This window comes from Vibrio sp. TRT 2004, from assembly GCF_050113735.1.
Lineage (GTDB): Bacteria > Pseudomonadota > Gammaproteobacteria > Enterobacterales > Vibrionaceae > Vibrio.
This window is the reverse complement of the sequence record NZ_JBNJOH010000008.1, coordinates 1-21,430: the sequence shown is the minus strand read 5'-3', so window position 1 is coordinate 21,430 and position 21,430 is coordinate 1. Positions and strand designations below refer to the sequence as shown.

Below are 21,430 nucleotides of genomic sequence, written 5' to 3'. Positions count from 1 at the left end.
TGTAGGTATCAACCCTACAATCCGCTATTACCTGTTATTTGCGTTTTTGTAGATAACATATATTTCAAATCAAGTGCATTGCTATTGAGAGTAGCTATATGAACACCCATTAACCACTCGTGATATAAGTTAATATGTGGCTAGGTCCATGATTAAATGTACAAGTTTTTGTATAGTAAATTCTTTTACGTTACGTTATTCAAGTGTTTAATTTAGAAAATGTATTTCAAGCTATGGAGATAGTTGAATGTTTACTCGGCTAAAGCTAAAAAATTTTAAAGCGTGGTGGGATACGGGAGATATAGATTTAAAGCCTGTTACTATGCTTCTCGGGACAAACTCATCGGGTAAGTCATCTCTTATACAAAGTTTGTTGTTGCTTAAACAGACAGCATTGTCTCCTGATCGTACTGTACATCTCAATTTGGGTGGAGATGAAGTAAATGATTTGTTTACTTTCGGTTCTTTTGAAGATGTGCTTAATCAGCAGCCAGAATCAGTTAGACAATTTACTATTGAGTTTGATTTTCAACGTAGTGTGCCAGCTAGAGTTGAAGCAGGAAAATTCATTTGCTCTTATGGGCAGACATCGTCAAAGAGTGTTGCAATAGAGTCACTTGAATTGAGTGCTGGGTCCCGTAAATTTCGCGCTATACGTAGAGAAAAGGGAGCATTTTCAATTTTTGTAGATGACCAGAGTCAACCGATCTTCAAAGGGCGAAATGGTGCACCTGAGAGATCTATTGCATTTTCAGTCGATGCAATTGCAGCATTAGAGCATGATGGGCAGCTAATTGAAGATCTTAGCTTGTCTATTCGTCGTGAACTTGAGGGAATTAGTTATCTCGGCCCGTTAAGACGCAAACCTGAGCGAGATTACCCTTGGAATAGAACTAATCCTGGTGACATAGGTGCAGATGGCAAAGGTGCCATTGACGCTTTGCTTGCAAGTGCACTTTTAAGAGGTGAAGACCAGAACTATATCTTAGATGGTGTATCGACATGGCTGAGACGTATGAATATGGCAGATCGTCTTTTAGTGCGCCAGCAAGGTAGATCAAACAGATATGAGCTCAGTATTCAAAGGGGAGAAATAGAAAGTAACTTGAGAGATGTAGGTATAGGTGTTTCTCAAGTATTACCTGTTTTGGTCATTGCGTATTTTGCTCCTAGAGGTAGCACTATTGTTCTTGAGGAACCCGAAATCCACCTCCATCCGCTTGCTCAATCGGTACTTGCTGAACTATTTGTTGAAATTAGTCGAGAACGTAATGTTCAGTTTATTATCGAAACACACTCTGAGCATTTGTTTAGACGTATGCAAACTTTAATATCAAAGGTAGTTACTACCCCTCAACATGTAGGAATGTACTTTGTTGAAAGAAAAGAAAAAGCTGCGACTCTACGCCCTCTTGAAATTGATGAGTTTGGTCGAGTTCATAACTGGCCTAAGGGTTTCTTCGGAGACGCTTTAGGTGAAACTAAGGAACAAGCGAAGCAGTACTTTGAGCGGCAGAAAGGAACCAATTAATGAGAGAACGATATGTTGTAGATACTAATGTTCTGATAGCAGCTAGTGCCGCTGATCCATTGCATCCTAAGGATATAGATGCCACACCTACAGAACCTGAAGAAAGGCTTAGAGTTTGGGAGTGGTTGAGTAACTTTAGTGACAGTGAATCGCGAATGGTGCTTGATAAAGGGCTGAAAATTTCAAAAGAATATGAAAATAAACTTACGTTTAATGATTTCGGCATACAAGTTCTTATGCATAAATGGAGCATGGCACAAGTTGATAATGTTCCTATAGAGTATGATGAAAATGGTGATGGACGGATTCCTGCCTGCTTAGAGCCCGTGGTGCATGATTTGGCTGATCGAAAAATCGTAGCAGCGGCAATTGCTTCCCAAAAACAATATGGTGAAGGGTGCGTCGCTTTTGCGGGTGATACTGATTGGCATGAATGGGAAGAAGAGTTGATAAGTAATCAAGTTTTACTTGAACCAATAATTGAAGAGTGGTCACGAAGAAAGTTTGAAGAGAAGAAAAAAAGAAAGCAAGGTGCTTTATGACAGATTTCTATCGCTTTCCTTCTACGCCTCACATCACTTGGTTAGGTCACGATCAAGCACCAAGAGAGGATAAAATGTTATCTCCTGAGCTTGTAAGAAGACTTCTCGCTGACGAAATTGTAGTTGAGGAGAAGCTAGATGGAGCTAACATAGGATTCTCTTTGGGGATGGGGGGGGAGCTTCTTGTCCAAAATCGGGGACAGTATCTTACAGAGCCATACACTGGGCAGTTTTCCAAGTTATCCAAATGGCTTGTCCAACATGCTGAATCTTTAATTTATAACTTATCACCAAATCTCATCATTTTTGGGGAATGGTGTGCTGCACGACACTCTCTAGATTATAGTCGTTTGCCCGACTTATTTTTGATGTTTGATGTTTATGATCGTAGTAAAAAGCGTTTTTGGAGTGTATCAAAGAGGGATCGGTTAGCCCATGAAATCGGTTTATCATTGGTTCCACGGGTGGGGGTGTTTTTTTCCACCTCACTTCCTGAATTAGAAAACTTAGTAAAAAATACACCGAGTAAATTTAGATTTGGTAAGCCAATGGAGGGTATTATCCTTCGGAAGGATTCTACAGATTTATGTGAAATAAGGGCAAAGTTAGTTAGAGCTGACTTTACTCAGTCTATTGTCCATCATTGGAGTAAACGTACTATTGAATGGAACAATGTTGATTACTCTGCTCACTATAGAGAATGACTTAAATCTTCAACTACTCCTCCTGTATTCATGAAAATTTAGTGAATGATCTAGGTTGCCAGATTAGATATAGATATGTATATGTCACTGTTGAAATGGGGAGCGTAATTGCTCCCCATTGTCTTTATTACTGTCGCTAGTGGTAGGTCTTACTTTTCTGTGATGGCTTCACAGCCTTCCGGAACAGTGATGGTCGCGACGTCCTTACCTGACTGTTGTGCCGCTTTCACATCCGTTTTGTATTGAGTACATTTGCCAACACTGACGTTGACTGTACCCGAATCCGCAGATGGATTACCGCCCAGTGTTCCACCAGCAAAGACGGAAGATGCTGAGAAAACTAACGCTGTCGCGATGAGTAGAGATGACTTGTTCATAGTTTATCCTTACGAGTTGGTTGAGTGTGTTATTTGGGAATTGAAAGTTAGAAGGTGTAGACAAAGGTGCCTGCACTGGAGGTGACTTCGATTTCTCTCACGCTGTCTACGGTGCAGTTGTTGCTGTATCCGGTATAGGTTCGGCCGAACTTCAATGAAACGTTACGTGAAAGCTCTGAGGTTGTGCCTGCAGGTAATCGGCAGTTGCCACGATTAATCACTACATTGCTAATTACGGTGTTGTCGGTGATGGCTTGCAGGTCAAAGACTAATGTTCCCCAGTGAGGGTTGGTGGATATCGACACTTCAATATCTGCCGTTGCTGCTTGAGTCTCTTCTTGGTCGCCACAAGCGGTGACTCCGAGAATCAGCAAGCACATCATGATGGTTCGAGTTAAGGTATTCATAGGTATCTCTCCGTAGTGGTGAGTTAAATTTGGGATGCACGGATTTCAGCGTGTTCATGCATGAACTGCTCTAGATTGAAATCAGTGGGATAGGTAAAAGAAAACGTCGATACACTGGCCTCATCAATCAAAGGCAAGGCGAGGGTGCGTATCGTGTGTTGACCGGATAATCGAAAGAGCAGCAAGAGCGCGTCACACTGAACCGAGAGTCCCAGTGGCTCAATGAGCGCCTTCTCTTGCTGCATAACTTGGCTAGATATCTTGAGCATACGGTTGTGCAGTAATGCCGTGTGTACCGCATTCAACACGTGCCGTTGCTCGTCACTCCACTCGCGAATAGTGGGCAATGCTACATGTATTTTTGACAACCATTCTTGTCCTTTTGAATGTGATAAACCCTTGTGGAATAATGGTTTATCTCTCTCCAAGGAGGGCCCTTGCCCATAATTCAGTGCATCAGGAACCAGAGGTAGTAAGTACTTGTTGGTCAGTTGCCAATAGAGCATTTCCTGCTTGTTGAGCTTCAGTAACTGCTCTGAGGTTTTGCGATAAACATGGGGCATGCTCATCGAATCACACTCCACGTTAAACACTTCCACAATGATGTCATCGAGGTAGCGTTTAATGCTGCGCGTGGTGCGGTGGATATCGAGTAGGGCTAACTGCTGCTGCAACTCCCTAACGGTGATCCATCGATGTTGAGGAATAAGCATCAGCGTGTGCAGCAAAGCGGATAACCCTTCAATGCTGGTTTTATTGCTCATGACTACGCTCTCAATACATCAAAGCTCCACACCGGAGTCGGACATTTAATGTCGGGAGAATAGAGGTGGGTCAGACACATAATGTCCAACGGTGAAAACAGCATCAATCGGCATCACCAAAGCGTGAGCCGATTAACATTAACGAGGCTTAGGCTTATCACTGAGCTCGGCAATCGCTACCAATAACCCAATTAACAGCACCACCAGAAACCCTAAAGTGGATAGAGCTCCAATGGCACCGAAGAACGGGGAAAGGGAAAACAACGTGATGAGGGCAGTGACAAGTTTGATGATTTGTAGAAGAAGGGAAGTCATGAGCTATTGCGGGGTGACGGCTATCTCGTTGTAAGCGTCTATATCGATATAATCAAGAAAGTTATTCTCCCACAATTGATACAGCTCTTTGGCATCACGGCTACCTTGCATCGGTAGCCAGCCACGATAGGCCACAAAGAACTGTCCAACCCGAAAATCAAAATCCAAGTTGCGCTCTAGCTCTGGGTAATGGTTGCCCATATAAGCAAAGTCAGTGATGTACTCGATGCTCCATGCCCCTGTTGAGGTATGGCAAATCGCTATCTCTACCGGATGGAAGCCGCCTTCCTCCGCGCTGTAACTTTTATCGCGAAAGTTAAACACCAGATAGCGGCTGGTGGTCAGTGCTTCATTACTCAGCAAATGAGCGCTGAGTTGTTCACTTAGCAGCTTATGCATTTTCTTCGACACAGGTAGTGTGGATGCTGTGAAGGTTAATTTGGACATAGTGAGTCCTCCTTGTTTCAGGATTCAAATTAGAAAAGAGAGAGTGGATTTAGTTGAACGTACCGACCATTGTCAGTTGCACGTCATCAAAAACGTTTCGAGAGAGGTGGCGAGCAAAGGCTTTCATCCATACTGAGAGCAGCTCTTGTACTTCTGGGTGGGATAAATCCGTGCTCCCCACATCGGGTTGATAGCACCAGCGATTAGCAAGGTGAAAGTACAACTCAGGCTCAACAGATACACCGCTGACATCGGGGTAAGAGAAGCTCGCAAAGAACACCACCAGCCAAGGGCTTGAGGTTGACTCACGTTTAAACTGTACCTCTATCGGGTGCAAACCTTGTCGATGTCGGTAGTAACTCATCTGACGGCAGTTCAACACGAGCCGCTCGGCGTTCTCTGGGAGAGTGTATCGATTCAAAAGTGCTTCCAGTGACGCATGTAAAGCGTCATCAATGCACAGCTCTCCGTAATGTTGCTCAATCATAACCATCCCCTTTCAGCAAATGAGGTGCAGGTATCGCCTGTCACGATATGGTCGAGAACGCGGACATCCACCAGCGCTAAAGCGTCCTTGAGTCTTTCGGTTATGCGTCTGTCAGCTTGAGATGGTGTTGAGTCACCGGATGGGTGGTTATGGGTAAATATCACCGCTGCGGCATTCACTTCCAACACCGCTTTCACCACTTCTCGCGGGTAGACGCTGGCCGCATCCACCGTTCCTTGAAACAGCTCTTTAAACTCAATCAACCGGTTTTGGTTATCCAGCAGCAATAAGGCAAATACCTCACGCTCATGGCTGCCTAGCTTACAGCGCACATACTCTTTAGTGGCATCAGGGTTAGTTAGGGCATCACCACGCACGTATCGCGTAGCCAGTATCTCAGCGGCATGCTCTAGGATTTCATTTTCCTGATAGCGTTGCTGCTTTTGGTAATCGGGTGTTTTTGGGTTCATTTCAGGCTCCTGTCGGAATCAATGGTAGGTATTCACATTGATAACATATGCCTGAAGATTTTTGGATTGAGGTGGATCTGTCTAGCGAAGTAGTGGTGATTCACTCAGCTTTGATTTTAAGGTAATATGCAACAAGTGATGCGGTTAGAGTCTAAGGTACTGAGCTAGACATACTTCCCTGACGTTACCTCAATCTTTTAGAAAATTGAATGCTTTGAGCAAGGGACGGTCGACATGAAGGCTATATTCAGTAAAATGCCATTAGAGATATGATGTAGAGAATATTTAAAAATGAATAATGAGCTGAAAATAGTCGACTTGTTTAGTGGATGTGGTGGTTTTGGTCTGGGGGCTGAGTTAGCTGGTTTTAAATCTGTTGTAGCAGTTGATATTGAGGCTAATTTGCAATCGGCCTATTCGAGAAACTTTCCTGAAACTAGAACTCTTTTGAGTGATATCGCTCAAATGGACTCGGAGTCTTGGGGACTGATTCTAAATAGACAGCAAATTGATGGTGTAATCGGTGGCCCTCCTTGTCAAGGTTATAGCAGGATGGGGCACTCAGACAAAAATGACCCACGCAGAACATTACTTGCTCATTTTTTTCGAACGATCAACATCATTAAGCCTAAGTTCTTTGTCATGGAGAATGTAGAAGGATTGCTTGATGATAAGAATAAATATGAACTTGATGCTGCACTCGAAATAATAGATCCCCAGTACAAGGTTCTTCAACCGGTAGTCGTGAATGCGTTAGATTATGGGGCGCCTACGAGTCGAAAGAGAGTAATTGTTGTTGGTTATATGCCGGAGTTTGTTTCTGAGATTCATGAAACGGAGTTAATTCCGGTAAACTCTAAAAGGACTACGGTTGGAGAGGCTATTTTAGATATCAACGAGCCTATACCTCAAACAAAAGATAAAACAGATTTTGGTTGGACTACATATAGAACTGATAGGGACTTGTCGGAGTATGCAAAGTTGATGAGAAGTTTTCCACCTAAAGGGTTAGGAGACCCTGAAATGAATAAAAAGTTATTTCAAGGATTAGTTTCCGGAAACTTTGACACTAAACATACGACTTCAGTACGAGAGAGGTATACGCACCTAAAACAAGGACAAATAGATAAAACCAGTAAAGCAAAAAAACTAGAACTCAAGGGTTTTTGCCCAACTCTTCGCGCTGGTACTGGAACTGATAAAGGAAGTCATCAAGCTGTTCGTCCTATTCATCCTAATTCGGGAAGAGTTATAACAGTGCGTGAAGCCGCTAGACTTCAAGGTTTCCCTGACTGGTTCACCTTTCATGCTACCAAGTGGCATAGTTTTAGGATGATTGGTAATAGTGTTTCTCCGCTTGTTTCTCAAAGAATACTTGGTTTGATAAAGAGTCGGATAATTAGTACGCAGAATATAGCAAAAGCAGTTTAATAAATTTTAGGATTGGCTAGATGGAACAAAATACTTCAGTAAAATCGTTAAGCGATAAAGAGCATCGTGAGGTTGTGCGGTTAAAAACGGGAATTGATCCTAGATTTTTAGCTGACACGTTGACTACTGATATTGAACTTACTGATGCATTGTTTGACTTGATAGATAATTCCATTGATGCTGCGCGAGATCAAATTCTTACTGGATCCCATGAAACAGATTCTCGTGGTTTGCCAAGTAACTATTCTGGCTATGAAATTAAATTGAGGTTTTCTCGAGAAAGCATCTTAATCGAGGATAATTGCACCGGAGTCGGGACTCAGACTCTTGAAGAAAACACATTTTACACAGGACGACGTTCTGATCATAAGTATGGTATTGGATATTATGGACTTGGGCTAAAACGAGCATTATTAAAAGCCGGTAGTCGTTATGGGATGATAACTGATAATGGGGATTATCAGTATAAGTCTCGTTTTAACATGGCAGCTTTTGCTTCTGATGGAGATGTACAGTTGTTGGCTGAGCGTTCACCATCAACAAATAGACTTCGCACAGTCTTTGTTGTTTCCTCTTTATACGAAGAAACAATATCACAAATACATAATGCCGATTGGATTAACTCCTTAGTTAAGAGCTTAGAAGTCCGTTATTCGATTTTTATTAGCAAGGGACTAAAAGTTAAAGTTGTTTGTTCTTTAGATTCTTTAACCGATACATATTTTATTAATCCCAGAGTGCCTCAGTTGAGGAATGAACTGATAGCTCCACTGAGACAAAAATTTGAGTTTGGAGGTGTTTCATGTGATTTTGAAACAGGCATCCATGCAAATTATCTTTTTCCAGGAGAGTATGGACATACGCCGAAATGTAATGAAGAGCTAACCGATCAATACGGTGTATATTACATATTTAATGATCGGGTTATTGTTGAAGCCAGCAGAGAGAAAAAGCATGGTTTTACCGCTAACTGGCACTCCGAATATGGCGGCTTTGTATGTTTAGCTCATGTAACCGGTGCTAGCCCTAAGGATCTTCCTTGGAATACGGCTAAAACTGATGTTAAGCTATTTAGTCCTCTTTTTATCAAGATTAGGGAAAACGTCGAGCCTTTAGCTAAAGAGTATCGTTCGAAAGCTAAAAAGTTGATAAATATATGGACGAATAAAGAAACAAAATTGTTGCCAGAAGAACAACGTAAGCAAATTTTTGCTGCTAAAACCGGTGTCAAAAAGTTAGATAGATCGAATGTATCTGCTTCAACTTTAACAACACATAAAAATAATCCTAATAATACCTCAAGTACAGCCCTACTTACTCCAAAAGAAACTAAGTCTCCTACATTAAGTACTGCTAAAAATAGTGCCAAAGCAGCGAGAAACAATTCAAATAAGCATTCTAAGTCTTGGAAAACCATACTTCCAGATTACTTTCCAATGAGTGGAGATGCGATTTTTGATCATTTAGCTCTTGAAGCCACGACAATTGTGATCTCGGAAGTACCAAACTCTGCTAGTTTACTTTATCGCTCACTTTTTGAAGCTGCGTTTAAAGCTTTTGCGAAAAAACATTCACTACATGATCAAATCAAAGAGCATTACTATACAAAGGGTGAGGGGCGCAAAAAGAATCACGATAGCGATTATGTCAAAAAACGTACATTGGATCTTTCTATGTGCGCAGGGTGGATAGTTGATAACGATAGTCTGTACCCTTCTGATATGAAAAAGCGCTTATCTCTATGTGCTAAAAGGTTTAAACAAGAGGTTCAGGTTCTCAATGGATTAGTTCATGGGAATCGTGTTTTGGGTAATGCGAATGACTTGTTTAGTATGCGTGATGCGACAATAGAGTTGTTAGAATTTTTAGCTGATGGTAAGCCAAACTTAAATGGTGCCTGATTTTCTTACATACAAATTGAGTTATAGAGGATGCTAGTTGCATCCTCTTTTCTTTTTTTTGCTTATGTCTAAATGACTATGTGATTCTTAACTAGCTCAGTGACTTTTTCTAGCGCTTCTTTACGCTCTTCCAAATAATCATATCGATCATAGATACCTTCAACACCTTTCAACTTGTGATTTAGACAGCGCTCCGCGATATGACTAGGAACTTTTACCGAAGCGAGTAGGCTACGGCAGGTGCGGCGTAGATCGTGAACCGCAAAGTGTTTGATATCGCCCATTTTATTTGGTGGTTGTACCTTACGACCGGGCTCACGACCAAATAGCTTTGAAATAGCTCTGTTCAGTGTGTCTTTGCCCATGTGAGGTACTTTGCTTTCCCTTCTGTTTGGGAAGACGTACTCCGAACGACAAGCTCGCATATGCAGTTCTTTAAACCACTCTATGCACAGCTCCGGAAGCGGAATCGTGAAACCTGTGCCAGATTTGCTTCGCTCCGCTGGCAGGTGCCATAAAGCATTATCAAGATCGAACTCTGCCCATCTTGCTTCTGTTAGCTCTGATTTGCGAACGCCAAGACAAAGAAGCAGAGCACAAGCTAGGTAATTGTCTCTATTGAAGCTATAAATGTTTTGATTGAAGACGGAAAAAACATGTTTAATCTCTTCCAGTTCTAAGACCCGATCTCGACTTTCTTCAATGCCACCAGCATCATAGTTAGAAAATGCTAGTGCAGGGTTAGACTCAATAACACCAATCTTCATACCGTGTTTAAAAAGCTGCTTACAATACATTAGCGTGTCGTTAGCTGTGGTTGGACGGCCACTGTCAGCGACTATTTGGATGATGTTACGGATATCTAAAGGTGTGACACGTTTCAACGTGTATTGACCAATTTGCGGAGAGATCTCTTTTTGATAGATACGCTTAGGTATATTGGGATGCTTGAGCCTTTTGGATAGCTCCTTGTACCAGTCTTCGAAGAGGTCATCGATGATTTGTATATCGGCTTGCTTACTCCGTTTTCTTTCTGCAATTGGGTTAATCCCTTCGCTTATTTGCTTTCGAAGCTCAGATGCTTTCAACCTTGCATCTGCAAGAGAAAGTTCATCGACCTTGCCAATAGTCACCTCCTTTCTTTTCTTAAAAAGGGTGTACCTTAGCATCCAGTATGGTCGACCTATTCTAGGAATCATTAGATAGAAACCATCACCATCGGCATGCCGACCTGTTTTTTGGTCTTTTACTATCGCCTTAACTTGGTTGACGGTGAGATTACCCATCTCTATCTCCTTGAATTTATATCTCTAATCGAAGTTATGACTACATCACCACTCCAGAAGTGGGGAGTATGTTGTGATATTTATACTACGGTGGGGAGTGAATAGCAAAGTGCTACCCAAGATACTCCCCATTTGTTCATGGCTGTTGATGAATTTTATGGATGTATATGGATGATAGAAACAGAAAAGCCCTTATAAATAAGGGCTTTGTGGAAGTGTATGGAGTAGAGGGGAATCTATTCTATATTTTGGATCTGCTCGCGCATCTGTTCGATAAGCACTTTAAGTTCTACGCCTGATGCGGTGATATCGGTGCTGATAGATTTAGAGGCTAATGTGTTCGACTCACGGTTAAACTCTTGCATCATAAAGTCTAAACGACGGCCACAAGCGCCGCCTTTTTTGAGGATATTAGTCGCTTCTTTGACGTGTGAATCGAGGCGGTCAAGTTCTTCTGCCACGTCAGATTTTTGCGCCAGTAAGATCAGCTCTTGCTCTACGCGTGATGAATCTAGCTCAATTTTTGCTTCTTCAAACTTAGAGAACAGACGCTCACGTTGCCATTCTAAAATTTCAGGCATGCGAGCGCGTACTTTGACCACTTCTTCTGTGATAGCATCTAAGCGCTGAACAATTAGGTCTTTCATGTTTTCGCCTTCGCGACCACGAGCCTCGATAAACTCGTCTACAGCCCGATCAAATCCAGCGAGTAGGTCTTTGTTTACCGCGTCCATATCTTGTTCAGATGTTTCCATCACACCTGGCCAGCTCATAATCTGGAAAGGGTTAAGGCGGCTCTCTTCACCGGTCATTTTCATCACTTGGTTAGCGGCATCGATTACTTGCTTTGCCAAGCTTTCATTGATGCTCAGTTCGCCTTTTGCTGAAGGGTTTGCTTCAAAGCGTAAAGCACACTCTACTTTGCCGCGCGCCAAGCACTTACGGAAGCGTTCACGCAGTACTGGTTCTAAGCCACGGAACTGTTCTGGCAGGCGGAAGTAGGTTTCCAAGTAGCGTTGGTTAACACTGCGGATTTCCCATACGGCTGTACCCCAATCGCCTTTCACTTCTTGGCGTGCGTAGGCTGTCATACTATAGATCATCGAATTTTCCTGTTTAATCATCTTTGAAAATAACGCGAGGCAATAGTAACACAGTTCCGAGCTTCGAGCTTCGAGCTATTTGGAATCTAAAGCAGCTTGTGCGGAAGTTAGATTCTGAATTGCGATTGTGCTTCCTTCAGGGTGACGCAAGTGAAAGTGGTGTTATCCTTCTCGCCACTCGCCACTCGCCACTCGCCACTCGCCACTCGGTATGCTATCATCCTACCCCAACCTAAAACGTCTCCCCCTTCATATAAGGTAGATGCCCATGCGTCCAAACGATCGCAAGGCGGATCAAGTTCGCCCAATCAAAATTACTCGTAACTACACAGCTTATGCAGAAGGTTCTGTATTGGTTGAATTCGGCAATACAAAAGTACTTTGTAATGCGACCGTTGAAGAGAACGTTCCACGCTGGCTAAAAGGTCAGGGTAAAGGCTGGGTAACGGCTGAATACGGCATGTTGCCACGCTCAACACACTCACGCATGCGTCGTGAAGCCACAAGTGGCAAGCAAGGTGGTCGTACGATGGAAATCCAACGTCTGATTGCACGTAGCTTGCGTGCCGTTGTTGATCTAGAGGCGATGGGTGAAATCATGGTAACGGTTGACTGTGACGTTATTCAGGCTGATGGCGGTACCCGTACTGCGTCTATCTCTGGTGCGAGCGTAGCGATGGCGGATGCATTCCAACACTTAGTTGAGAAGGGCAAGCTCAAAGCGAATCCAATGAAAGGCCACGTAGCGGCGGTTTCTGTTGGCATCTTAGGTGAGGATATCCTTTGTGACCTAGAGTACACAGAAGATTCAGCAGCAGACACAGATATGAATGTAGTGATGACCGAAGATGGTCGCATGATCGAAGTTCAAGGCACTGCAGAGGGCGAACCGTTCACTCATGCAGAGCTGATGAAATTGCTCGAGTCGGCAACCAAAGGTATTACCGAGATCGTAGCGGCGCAGAAGGCGGCGTTAGAAAATTGATTTAGATAGCTCCCATCACGGGGGCTATTTTTTTATCAAGATTTAGTTAAGGCTAAGTTTTGACCTGTTTATAAACCGTCTAGAAAACTAGACCTTTTATTTAGAGAGAAAGTAATGAAAGCATACCAGCGTGAATTTATTGAGTTTGCATTAGAAAAGGAAGTACTGAAGTTTGGTGAGTTTACTCTGAAGTCCGGTCGTAAGAGCCCTTACTTCTTTAACGCTGGTCTTTTCAATACTGGTCGTGACTTAGCGCGTCTGGGTCGTTTCTATGCAGCAGCGCTAGCGGATTCTGGCATTGAGTTCGATGTACTATTTGGCCCAGCGTACAAAGGTATCCCGATTGCGACAACGACAGCAGTTGCGCTAGCGGATCACCACGATCTAGATACGCCTTACTGCTTCAACCGTAAAGAAGCAAAAGATCACGGTGAAGGTGGCAACCTAGTGGGTAGTGCACTAGAAGGCCGTATCATGTTAGTTGACGATGTCATTACCGCTGGTACTGCAATTCGTGAGTCGATGGAGATCATTCAGGCAAATGGTGCAGACCTTGCGGGTGTTCTTGTGGCTATTGACCGTCAAGAAAAAGGTAAGGGTGAGCTTTCTGCGATTCAGGAAGTGGAGCGTGACTTTGGTTGTGCAATTATCTCTATCGTTAGTCTAACGGACTTAGTGACATTTCTAGAAGAGAAAGGTACTGATGCAGAGCACCTTGAAGCAGTGAAAGCGTACCGAGCTGAGTACGGGATTTAGAGACTGAGTTTCGAGAACGCTGCGCTCCGAGATCGGGCTACGCCCTGCGAGATTCTAGAACTGACTTCGTCCACCGAGAGGTTTGAGCTGGTAGAACGGTGAAAGAAACTTTAGTGCAAAGGTGTTGACAGGACTTGTTCCCTCGAAGAGATAATAATCCAGCTCTCACCTCCATAGCGTAGCTAAACAAAAAGGGTTGACGTTTGTGCGTCAACCCTTAAATATTTTAACTCGCAACCGCCTTTACGAATTATCGTAAATACCCACACCATCTCGGCGTGTTTTCAGTAACGATAAGTTCCACATATATTGCTCAGGACGAGGGCGAACCAGATCTTCAATCGCTTGATTCATAGCGCGCGCATCCGTTTCTTCATCACCAGTCGGGAAGTTTTCGAGAGCGGGTAGGATATGGACTTCGTATTTACCTGTTTTATCGTTGTAAGCAGGCAGAATAGGAACGACTTTGGCTTTTGACAGGCGAGCCATTTTGCCAAATCCCTTAAGTGTCGCTTTTTCAGTACCAAAGAAAGGGACAAATACTGAGTTGGCAGGACCAAAATCTTCATCGGGTAGCCAGTAACCCAAATATCCATCCTTTATTGAACGAACAAATGGTTTAACCCCAGCTTCACGGGCAAAAATTCGACCACCATACTGCATGCGCTGTACCTGCATTAGCCAATCGCCAATTGGGTTACGCTGCGGCTTCATAATCGTTGTCACTTTGTAGCCTTTTGCAGCAAGCATCACCGCAGGGTAGTCAACAGCCCAGGCATGTGGTGCAAGGATAATGACATTCTCACCGGCGTCCAGCAGAGGTAGGATATTCTCTTCACCTATCATCACACCGCGGTCTTGGTTATGTTTGGTTGAACGAACCAAAAACTCTGAGTAGCCCAATAGATACTGAGCGGCTTTTACAAAAGTCTCTTCAAGGATCGCTTGGCGCTCTTGCGCTGATTTCTCAGGGAAGCAGTATTCTAAATTTACTCTCGCACGACGAACCACTCGGCCATTTTTTCGTACAGCAAATACAGAGAGTTTGCGTGCTAGGCTGTCTCGCCAGCGGTATGGCATAAAAGCAAACAGTGCGGCGAAGAAGATACCCAGCCAAGTCCCCCAATGTTTTGGGTGGAGAAAAGACCACTCAAAAGTCGGGTTATGTAGATGTTTATCAATGCTGTTTTTTTCGTTGGTGCTCATTCAGCGACGCCTTTATTATTTATAACGTGAGTTAGTCAGGGTATGATCGGGTAACGACTTAAATCGTTTGTGTAACCACATCCACTGTTCTGGTGCGCGCATAATAATCTCTTCAACAAATTTATTCATGTAGGCTGCGGCGGCAACTTCATTTTTTTTCGGGTAATCAGCCGAAATATCACGATCAGCGATGATCTCGTATTTACCGTCAGCATTGCGGAAACCTGAACCTGGCACGATGGCACATTTACTTGTGTAAGCCAGAATGCTCGTTCCTGTGGTTGTGCACGCCTCTTCTACAGCAAAGAAAGGAACAAATACCGATTTGTTATGACCATAGTCTTGGTCTGGTAAATAGAACAATCGGTGCCCATCGCGCAGTACTCGAATCATCTGTTTGATATCACGACGGTATACCAATTGGTTACCATTGTGGCTGCGACCACGGTACTGAATAAATTCATAGGCTGGATTACTGTGTGGACGGTAAACCCCATAACCTTGTAGACCAAGTACACCAAAAGCGCGTGCGGTAATTTCAAGGTTGAGAGCATGAACACAGCAAAGTAGAGCCCCTTTGCCTTCTTTATCGAGTCGTTTTAGCTCTTCGATATCTTTAGCAACAAGTATGCGTTTAAAGCGCCACGTAGGCCAGAACCAAGTGATACCCGTTTCAATCAGCGCCATACCCGTGTTCTTAAAGTTCTCTGTCACCATGTTGTCGATCTCTGACTCTGATAGGTCAGGGAAAGAGAGTTCCAGATTACGTTTAGCGATATGAACACGTGACTTACCGACTCGCATGCCAAGTTGTCCAATACCACGTCCTATGCGAAATAGCACAGAATATGGGAGGATATTAACGATTAGGGCCAGTAATCCAAAGCCAAACCAAACCCCCCAGTATTTAGGGTGCATTAAGGCAATAGAAAACTTAGGTTTTTCGACGGTGGTTCTGTTACTCATAATTATTACTTTATTTGTGCGCTCAGTAGCGCCCAGTATTCCTCAAAATTAGCGGTTGGCTGATATTTAAAGTCACTGCGAACAAATCGGTTCAAGCTTCCCTCAACTTGTCCCAATAGCTGGGCCGCCAATACTTTCTCATCCACTGGAAAGGCTTTTCCTTCGCGCAGCATGCGCTCACGCAGAATTTGACGAAGTGAGGTTTCGATGCGTTCAAACAGCTGGTTGATTCGATCACGCAGGCGCTCATTTTCAAACATCAGAGCGTGGCCTGATAAAATTCGGCTCAGACCTGGGTTGCGCTCAGCAAAGGCCAAGATTAATTGTAATACTAGGCGAATTCGCGTCAGAGTGTCTTTCTCTTCATCGAGAATTCGGTTAATGCGTGACATTAAAGACTCTTCGATAAACTCGATTAAGCCTTCAAACATTCGCGCTTTACTTGGAAAGTGACGATATAGCGCAGCTTCTGAAACGCCAACTTGTTTAGCGAGTTTTGCGGTTGTAATGCGTGAAGCACCTTCATTTGACTCCAGCATTTCGGCTAATGCTTGCAAAATTTCATCTCGGCGGTTGGTTTTTCTTGTTCCGGCCATGAAGCTTTCCTTATTTTGTTACCATTCTGAATAAAAAAGGGTTTGAACCTCTTCGTGCTCAAACCTGACAACCTATGACATGTCCTTGTTCTGCGGTATTTCCATCTCTAGAGATGAATGCGCTTTAAGCGTCGAGTTTCTCCGCGATTGTCATCATTATTTGATGTGCTATCTGTTGTTTTGATGCAAGAGTAAGTGACTGCTTACCATCTTTCCAGTATACGGTGATTGCATTGTTGTTGCTATTAAAGCCTTGACCTTCAACTGAGACATCATTGGCACAAATGAGGTCTAAATTCTTTTTGACCAATTTCCCTCGAGCATAGCTTTCAACATCTTGAGTCTCAGCAGCGAAGCCAACAGTAAAGGGTCTATTTTCAGTCAGAGCGGCAACGGAGGCGATGATGTCCGGGTTTTTGATCATATTAATGGTCATTTGATCGCTATCATCGGTTTTCTTTATTTTTTGTTCTGCGATGGTTGCTGGTCGGTAATCTGCTACGGCAGCGCAGCCAATAAATACATCGTTTGTTGTTGCATGCTGCATGGCTGCGTCATACATGCTTTGCGCGCTATCGACGTCAATACGTTCAACACCTGTAGGGGTTGCCAGTGAAACAGGGCCTGCAATTAGGGTGACCTTTGCACCCAGCGCGTGTGCCGCTTGTGCTAGAGCAAAGCCCATTTTTCCTGAGCTGTGATTGGAAATATAGCGAACGGGGTCGATTGCTTCACGTGTTGGGCCTGCGGTGATAACCACTGATTGACCCTTTAATGGTTTTTCAGCGAAGAATTGCTCACAGAGTCCGACGAGTTGCATTGGTTCAAGCATGCGGCCAGGGCCGACATCTCCACAAGCTTGTTCACCCGCTGCCGGGCCCCAGATGTGCATGCCACGACGTTCTAGCGTTGCAATGTTCTCTTGAGTGGCGATATTTCGGTACATCTGTTGGTTCATTGCCGGTGAAACCGCGATCGGAGAGTCTGTCGCTAACACCAAAGTCGTTAACAGGTCGTTACCCATACCCGCACTCATGCGAGCAATTAAATCTGCGGTTGCTGGAGCCAGTAGAACTAAGTCTGCCCATTTAGCAAGCTCTATGTGACCCATTGACGCTTCAGCAGCTGGGTCTAACAGGCTATCTGATACCGGTCTGCCGGAGACTGCCTGCATAGTAAGTGGGGTAATGAACTCTTTGGCTGCATTTGTCATAACAACCTGAACTTGTGCACCACGCTCAATCAATCGACGTGTAAGTTCGGCACATTTATAAGCAGCAATGCCACCACTAATACCTAAAAGGATCTTTTTACCTGCGAGTGTTTGCATGATGATCTTCCTTAAAATTTCTGCCCGTAAGATAACACGGCTAATAATTGCGTGCCTAGAGTCGCTATCTGAGTTATTGAATTTGGAAGTGGAGCAAAACATCTCCTACTTAATTGACTAGGGTGTTGCTCAAGAATGTCTGAAGTGTCGCGGTTAGAGTATTTCATTTCGTGCTCAGAGTGCCTTTTGAGTGATACTAGCCTAGCTTGGTTGATAACTATGATGAGAACACAATGAAATCCATACCGAAATCGTCGATGCCACGTGAGAAGCTATTGTCACACGGACCACAAGCACTGACCGATGCTGAGTTATTAGCGATTTTTCTTCGAACGGGTACGCAAGGAATGAATGTGCTGGCGTTATCTGATCACTTGATCGGCGAGTTTGGTTCATTACGTCGGCTTTTTTCTGCGGAACTGAAGCAGTTTTGTCACTATAAAGGCTTAGGAGTTGCCAAATATGTTCAACTGCAAGCCGTGTTGGAAATGACTCAACGTTATTTGTCTGAGTCCTTGCAGCGAGGCGATGCTTTAACCAGTCCACAGCAGACGAAACTTTACTTATCTGGTCTACTAAGAGATAAGCAGAGAGAAGAATTCTACGTACTATTTTTAGACAATCAGCATCGAGTGATACATGGTGAGTCATTATTTCAAGGTACGATCGATAGCGCATCAGTTTATCCGAGAGAGGTGGTAAAACGCGCATTGGAACTTAATTCAGCGGCACTTATTCTCGCGCACAATCACCCATCAGGCATTGCAGAGCCTAGCCAAAGCGATAGAAGAATCACCTGCCGAATCAGTGATGCGCTGGCGCTGGTGGACATTCGAGTGCTTGACCATTTTGTTATCGGAGACGGTGAGATAGTGTCTTTCGCGGAACGAGGGTGGATATAATTTAGTTTCGAGTTTCGAGTTTCGAGTTTCGAGTTTCGAGTTTCGAGAGAGGCTAGTGGATCGATTAGAGAAGTAGATAAGACGATTTCGGGGTTGATTAGCAGCAAATCTGCAACTGTTAAGTAGCTGAAATCTTTCTAGGAGCGAGCTTCCAGAACCTCGAAACGGCTATTTTCTGTGATTTTGTTTAAGTTTTGGTTGTGGGAACGTCGATTTCTGCTACAATCGCCCGACATTTTTTAGCACATAAATCAGCTCTGCCTAAAAAAGATCAGGAAAACCTGTAAAAAGGATCTGTTCGGGTCTTGAGCAATGCTACGCAAGTTAGTATAATGCGCGACCTTTGATAGCCTTGTATGGGTTTCCATAGCGGTATAAGACCTCAAACTTCTAACTTTAGAAACTGAGAGGTTCGGCCACCAAGGTTGATATCGAGCTGAAACGATTTTGGAGAAGACATTCATGTCACGAGTATGCCAAGTAACTGGTAAGCGTCCAGTAACGGGTAACAACCGTTCACACGCACGCAATGCTACTAAGCGTCGTTTTCTGCCGAACCTACAAACTCATCGTTTCTGGGTAGAGAGCGAAAAACGTTTTGTTAAACTACGTCTATCTGCTAAAGGTATGCGTATCATCGACAAGAAAGGCATCGATGCTGTTCTTGTTGATATCCGTGCAAACGGCGTAAACGTTTAAGAGGAAATAGACAATGGCAAAGAAAGGCGTACGTGAGAAAATCCGTCTAGTATCTTCTGCAGGTACTGGTCACTTCTACACGACTGATAAGAACAAACGTAACATGCCAGGCAAATTCGAGATCAAAAAATTTGATCCTGTAGTTCGCCAGCACGTTATGTACAAAGAAGCTAAAATCAAGTAATTGATTATTCTTTGAACTTCCTTCGGGAAGCGTGAATTAGAAACCCAATCATAGAAATATGGTTGGGTTTTTTATTGCGTGAAGTTCGAGAACGCTGCGCTTCGAGAACGGGCTCCGCCCTGCGAGATTCTAGAACGGACTTCGTCCTCCGAGAGGTTGGGGCTGGTAGAACGGTGAAAGAACCTTTAATTCTAAGGTGTTGATAGGACTTGTCCCTACGAAGAGATAATAAGCTCGTCTCTCGTCTCTCGTCTCTCGTCTCTCGTCTCTCGTCTCTCGTCTCTCGTCTCTCGTCTCTCGTCTCTCGTCTCTTTTTCTGCTATTTTTTAGTAAGTTAATAGCCGTGAAGAATTGAATCATGCGAGTCTCTCCAAAACGCCGCAGGCGTTGGAACAACATCCTTATCTTGGGCATTATTGCGTTTATCGGCCTGCTGAATTTGCCGACATTGATCAAAACCTATTTGATTGATGAGCCGGTGATGGAAAGCCAGCACCCATATTTGTTCAATCCCAATGCTGAGTTGCAAGCATTACATTTCTCAAACTGGTCGCTGGAAAAGAACCAAGGTCGTTGGCGCAGTACGATCCCCACCTCCATTGCTGAACAAGAACTTGCGCAGCGTTGGCAGAGCTTGGTAGGAACTGAAGTGACACAAGAGAACTTTGATAGCTTGAAGCCTCAGTTGACCTCCCCGAAATCCATTGAAGCTTGGTATTTGGATCAGGAAGAGCCGCAAAGGATCACTTATTATCAAACGCCTCAATTTTGGCTATTAAAAAACTGGCAGGATAAGTGGATCGCGATTTCGGTGCAAAGTGAGTATCTTGTTCCGAACGAGCTTTAATCACTTTGATTTGCTGTGTTCCCCGAGCAACAATCTAAAGAAACTCGAAACTCGAAACTCGAAACTCGAAACTAGGACCTATACATGCCTGAATTACCTGAAGTTGAAGTGAGCCGAATGGGGATATCCCCTCACTTAATCGGTGAGACGGTTGCCAAAATTACTTTTCGTACACCTAAGCTGCGTTGGGACATTCCAACAGAGCTTAAGCAAATGGAAGGGCAGGTGATTCGGAATATCTCTCGCCGAGCCAAATACTTACTAATTGAGACCGATATTGGTAGCGCGATAGTCCACCTAGGTATGTCGGGTTCTTTACGAGTTTTGGACGCAGAGATCGCTCCAGCAAAACACGATCACGTTGATCTCAAACTGACTAACGGCAAGGTACTGCGTTATAATGATCCACGACGTTTTGGGGCCTGGCTATGGACCGAAGATGGGACTCATACTGCATTAGGTACGATGGGGCCAGAGCCACTTACTGATGATTTTAGTTGTGAATATATTGCTGAAAAAGCCAAAGGTAAGCGAGTCGCGGTGAAGCAATTTATTATGGATAACAAAGTGGTTGTCGGTGTGGGTAATATCTACGCCAATGAGTCTCTGTTTAGTGCACGAATCCACCCAACCCGACCTGCAGGAACGCTGACTTGCAAAGAGTGGGTTTTACTTGTCGACGAGATTAAACAGGTACTGGCTACCGCCATTAAGCAAGGCGGTACGACGCTGAAGGATTTTGCTCAAGCGGATGGTAAGCCCGGATATTTTGCTCAGGAGCTTCAGGTTTACGGTAAAGCTGGAGAGCCATGCCCAAGCTGTGGAGAACCACTTGAAGAGCTTAAAATCGGCCAACGTAATACGTTTTTTTGTGCCGAATGTCAGAAATAGAGGGAGAGCGAGACGTTAGAACGCTTCGCTCCGAGTTCGGGCTTCGCCCTGCGAGATGCTAGAACGCTTCGCTCCGAGAATCGAGACCGGACTCCGTCCTTCGAGAGGTGCGCGTTATAGCTGCTGGGTAGGTATCTGAACCAGAGCTTTTGGTTGGGAACTTACGTCTAAAATACAGAAAAAAAGGTTGACGCTTTCACGTCAACCTTCCAAGATTTGCTCGTCACTCGTCACTCGTCACTCGTCACTCGTCACTCGTCACTCGTCACTCGTCACTCGTCACTCGTCACTCGTCACTCGTCA

The 21,430-nt window shown here is 44.0% G+C and carries 25 protein-coding genes; 12 read left to right on the top strand and 13 right to left on the bottom strand.

Features of this window, described 5'->3' with window-relative positions; genetic code table 11:
* Positions 1-247: 247 nt before the first annotated feature.
* From ACQEXR_RS05240 to ACQEXR_RS05230, 3 genes are read left to right on the top strand one after another with little or no spacing between them, the layout of a single operon-like run.
* Positions 248-1,531, top strand: coding sequence for an AAA family ATPase (locus tag ACQEXR_RS05240; protein ID WP_025792475.1), 1,284 nt, complete (start codon positions 248-250; stop codon positions 1,529-1,531).
* Positions 1,531-2,073 carry a hypothetical protein gene (locus ACQEXR_RS05235; RefSeq protein ID WP_025792477.1) on the top strand — a complete coding sequence of 181 codons (543 nt, stop codon included), beginning with the start codon at positions 1,531-1,533 and terminating at the stop codon, positions 2,071-2,073. Before ACQEXR_RS05240 ends, ACQEXR_RS05235 begins: the two co-directional genes overlap by 1 nt.
* Positions 2,070-2,777: an RNA ligase family protein gene (locus ACQEXR_RS05230; RefSeq protein WP_010433700.1), complete on the top strand. Its 708-nt coding sequence runs from the start codon at positions 2,070-2,072 to the stop codon at positions 2,775-2,777. Before ACQEXR_RS05235 ends, ACQEXR_RS05230 begins: the two co-directional genes overlap by 4 nt.
* 149 nt (positions 2,778-2,926) lie before the next feature.
* On the opposite strand, the gene ACQEXR_RS05225 is transcribed toward ACQEXR_RS05230, so the two are convergent.
* The 7 genes from ACQEXR_RS05225 to radC (ACQEXR_RS05195) all read right to left on the bottom strand — a co-directional run bounded on the left by ACQEXR_RS05225 (position 2,927) and on the right by radC (ACQEXR_RS05195) (position 6,044).
* Positions 2,927-3,154, bottom strand: coding sequence for a hypothetical protein (locus ACQEXR_RS05225; protein ID WP_206630368.1), 228 nt, complete (start codon positions 3,152-3,154; stop codon positions 2,927-2,929).
* Positions 3,155-3,201: 47 nt separating this feature from the next.
* Entirely contained in the window at positions 3,202-3,561 is a 360-nt protein-coding gene (locus tag ACQEXR_RS05220) for a hypothetical protein (RefSeq protein WP_206630367.1), read from the bottom strand.
* 23 nt (positions 3,562-3,584) lie between these two features.
* Positions 3,585-4,325, bottom strand: a complete 741-nt coding sequence (locus ACQEXR_RS05215) for a WYL domain-containing protein (RefSeq protein WP_206630366.1) — start codon at positions 4,323-4,325, stop codon at positions 3,585-3,587.
* A gap of 138 nt (positions 4,326-4,463) precedes the next feature.
* Positions 4,464-4,640 (bottom strand): hypothetical protein, encoded by a 177-nt coding sequence (locus tag ACQEXR_RS05210; protein ID WP_071181090.1) that lies wholly within the window; start codon positions 4,638-4,640, stop codon positions 4,464-4,466.
* Positions 4,641-4,643: 3 nt separating this feature from the next.
* Complete coding sequence (locus ACQEXR_RS05205) at positions 4,644-5,087, bottom strand: DUF2787 domain-containing protein (protein ID WP_206630365.1); 444 nt, start codon at positions 5,085-5,087, stop codon at positions 4,644-4,646.
* Between the two features lie 49 nt (positions 5,088-5,136).
* Positions 5,137-5,574 (bottom strand): DUF2787 domain-containing protein, encoded by a 438-nt coding sequence (locus ACQEXR_RS05200; RefSeq protein ID WP_206630364.1) that lies wholly within the window; start codon positions 5,572-5,574, stop codon positions 5,137-5,139.
* Complete coding sequence (gene radC / locus ACQEXR_RS05195; protein ID WP_025792486.1) at positions 5,571-6,044, bottom strand: RadC family protein; 474 nt, start codon at positions 6,042-6,044, stop codon at positions 5,571-5,573. The genes ACQEXR_RS05200 and radC (ACQEXR_RS05195) overlap by 4 nt, the downstream gene beginning before the upstream one ends.
* A gap of 291 nt (positions 6,045-6,335) precedes the next feature.
* Here radC (ACQEXR_RS05195) and ACQEXR_RS05190 point away from each other — a divergent pair, with 291 nt between their 5' ends.
* Both ACQEXR_RS05190 and ACQEXR_RS05185 read left to right on the top strand, forming a co-directional pair.
* On the top strand, positions 6,336-7,475 hold the full coding sequence (locus tag ACQEXR_RS05190; protein ID WP_206630363.1) for a DNA cytosine methyltransferase: 1,140 nt from the start codon (positions 6,336-6,338) through the stop codon (positions 7,473-7,475).
* 20 nt (positions 7,476-7,495) lie between these two features.
* Entirely contained in the window at positions 7,496-9,376 is a 1,881-nt protein-coding gene (locus ACQEXR_RS05185) for an ATP-binding protein (RefSeq protein ID WP_206630362.1), read from the top strand.
* A gap of 68 nt (positions 9,377-9,444) precedes the next feature.
* Here ACQEXR_RS05185 and ACQEXR_RS05180 read toward each other — a convergent pair whose 3' ends face one another.
* Positions 9,445-10,662, bottom strand: coding sequence for a tyrosine-type recombinase/integrase (locus ACQEXR_RS05180; RefSeq protein WP_427019883.1), 1,218 nt, complete (start codon positions 10,660-10,662; stop codon positions 9,445-9,447).
* A 236-nt stretch (positions 10,663-10,898) separates the two neighbouring features.
* Positions 10,899-11,765: a YicC/YloC family endoribonuclease gene (locus tag ACQEXR_RS05175; protein ID WP_427019882.1), complete on the bottom strand. Its 867-nt coding sequence runs from the start codon at positions 11,763-11,765 to the stop codon at positions 10,899-10,901.
* Between the two features lie 268 nt (positions 11,766-12,033).
* Between ACQEXR_RS05175 and rph the strand changes: the two genes are divergently transcribed.
* Both rph and pyrE read left to right on the top strand, forming a co-directional pair.
* Positions 12,034-12,750: a ribonuclease PH gene (gene rph, locus ACQEXR_RS05170; RefSeq protein ID WP_138972938.1), complete on the top strand. Its 717-nt coding sequence runs from the start codon at positions 12,034-12,036 to the stop codon at positions 12,748-12,750.
* A gap of 114 nt (positions 12,751-12,864) precedes the next feature.
* Positions 12,865-13,506, top strand: coding sequence for an orotate phosphoribosyltransferase (pyrE, locus tag ACQEXR_RS05165; protein ID WP_138972939.1), 642 nt, complete (start codon positions 12,865-12,867; stop codon positions 13,504-13,506).
* A 243-nt stretch (positions 13,507-13,749) separates the two neighbouring features.
* Here the strand turns inward: pyrE and lpxM are convergent, their stop codons facing one another.
* The 4 genes from lpxM to coaBC all read right to left on the bottom strand — a co-directional run bounded on the left by lpxM (position 13,750) and on the right by coaBC (position 17,604).
* Positions 13,750-14,712, bottom strand: coding sequence for a lauroyl-Kdo(2)-lipid IV(A) myristoyltransferase (gene lpxM, locus ACQEXR_RS05160; protein ID WP_427019881.1), 963 nt, complete (start codon positions 14,710-14,712; stop codon positions 13,750-13,752).
* Positions 14,713-14,727: 15 nt separating this feature from the next.
* Positions 14,728-15,678, bottom strand: a complete 951-nt coding sequence (locus ACQEXR_RS05155; RefSeq protein ID WP_427019880.1) for a Kdo(2)-lipid IV(A) acyltransferase — start codon at positions 15,676-15,678, stop codon at positions 14,728-14,730.
* A 5-nt stretch (positions 15,679-15,683) separates the two neighbouring features.
* Entirely contained in the window at positions 15,684-16,274 is a 591-nt protein-coding gene (gene slmA / locus ACQEXR_RS05150; RefSeq protein WP_138972942.1) for a nucleoid occlusion factor SlmA, read from the bottom strand.
* Positions 16,275-16,398: 124 nt separating this feature from the next.
* Positions 16,399-17,604: a bifunctional phosphopantothenoylcysteine decarboxylase/phosphopantothenate--cysteine ligase CoaBC gene (gene coaBC, locus ACQEXR_RS05145; RefSeq protein WP_427019879.1), complete on the bottom strand. Its 1,206-nt coding sequence runs from the start codon at positions 17,602-17,604 to the stop codon at positions 16,399-16,401.
* 233 nt (positions 17,605-17,837) lie between these two features.
* Here coaBC and radC (ACQEXR_RS05140) point away from each other — a divergent pair, with 233 nt between their 5' ends.
* The 5 genes from radC (ACQEXR_RS05140) (at position 17,838) to mutM (ending at position 21,127) form a co-directional block, all read left to right on the top strand.
* On the top strand, positions 17,838-18,506 hold the full coding sequence (gene radC, locus ACQEXR_RS05140; protein ID WP_138972944.1) for a RadC family protein: 669 nt from the start codon (positions 17,838-17,840) through the stop codon (positions 18,504-18,506).
* A gap of 462 nt (positions 18,507-18,968) precedes the next feature.
* Positions 18,969-19,205, top strand: a complete 237-nt coding sequence (gene rpmB / locus ACQEXR_RS05135; protein ID WP_004743834.1) for a 50S ribosomal protein L28 — start codon at positions 18,969-18,971, stop codon at positions 19,203-19,205.
* A 13-nt stretch (positions 19,206-19,218) separates the two neighbouring features.
* On the top strand, positions 19,219-19,389 hold the full coding sequence (gene rpmG, locus ACQEXR_RS05130; RefSeq protein WP_004410866.1) for a 50S ribosomal protein L33: 171 nt from the start codon (positions 19,219-19,221) through the stop codon (positions 19,387-19,389).
* A 358-nt stretch (positions 19,390-19,747) separates the two neighbouring features.
* Entirely contained in the window at positions 19,748-20,236 is a 489-nt protein-coding gene (locus tag ACQEXR_RS05125) for a hypothetical protein (RefSeq protein WP_427019878.1), read from the top strand.
* Between the two features lie 84 nt (positions 20,237-20,320).
* Positions 20,321-21,127 (top strand): bifunctional DNA-formamidopyrimidine glycosylase/DNA-(apurinic or apyrimidinic site) lyase, encoded by an 807-nt coding sequence (mutM, locus tag ACQEXR_RS05120; RefSeq protein WP_427019877.1) that lies wholly within the window; start codon positions 20,321-20,323, stop codon positions 21,125-21,127.
* The last annotated feature ends 303 nt before the right edge of the window (positions 21,128-21,430 follow it).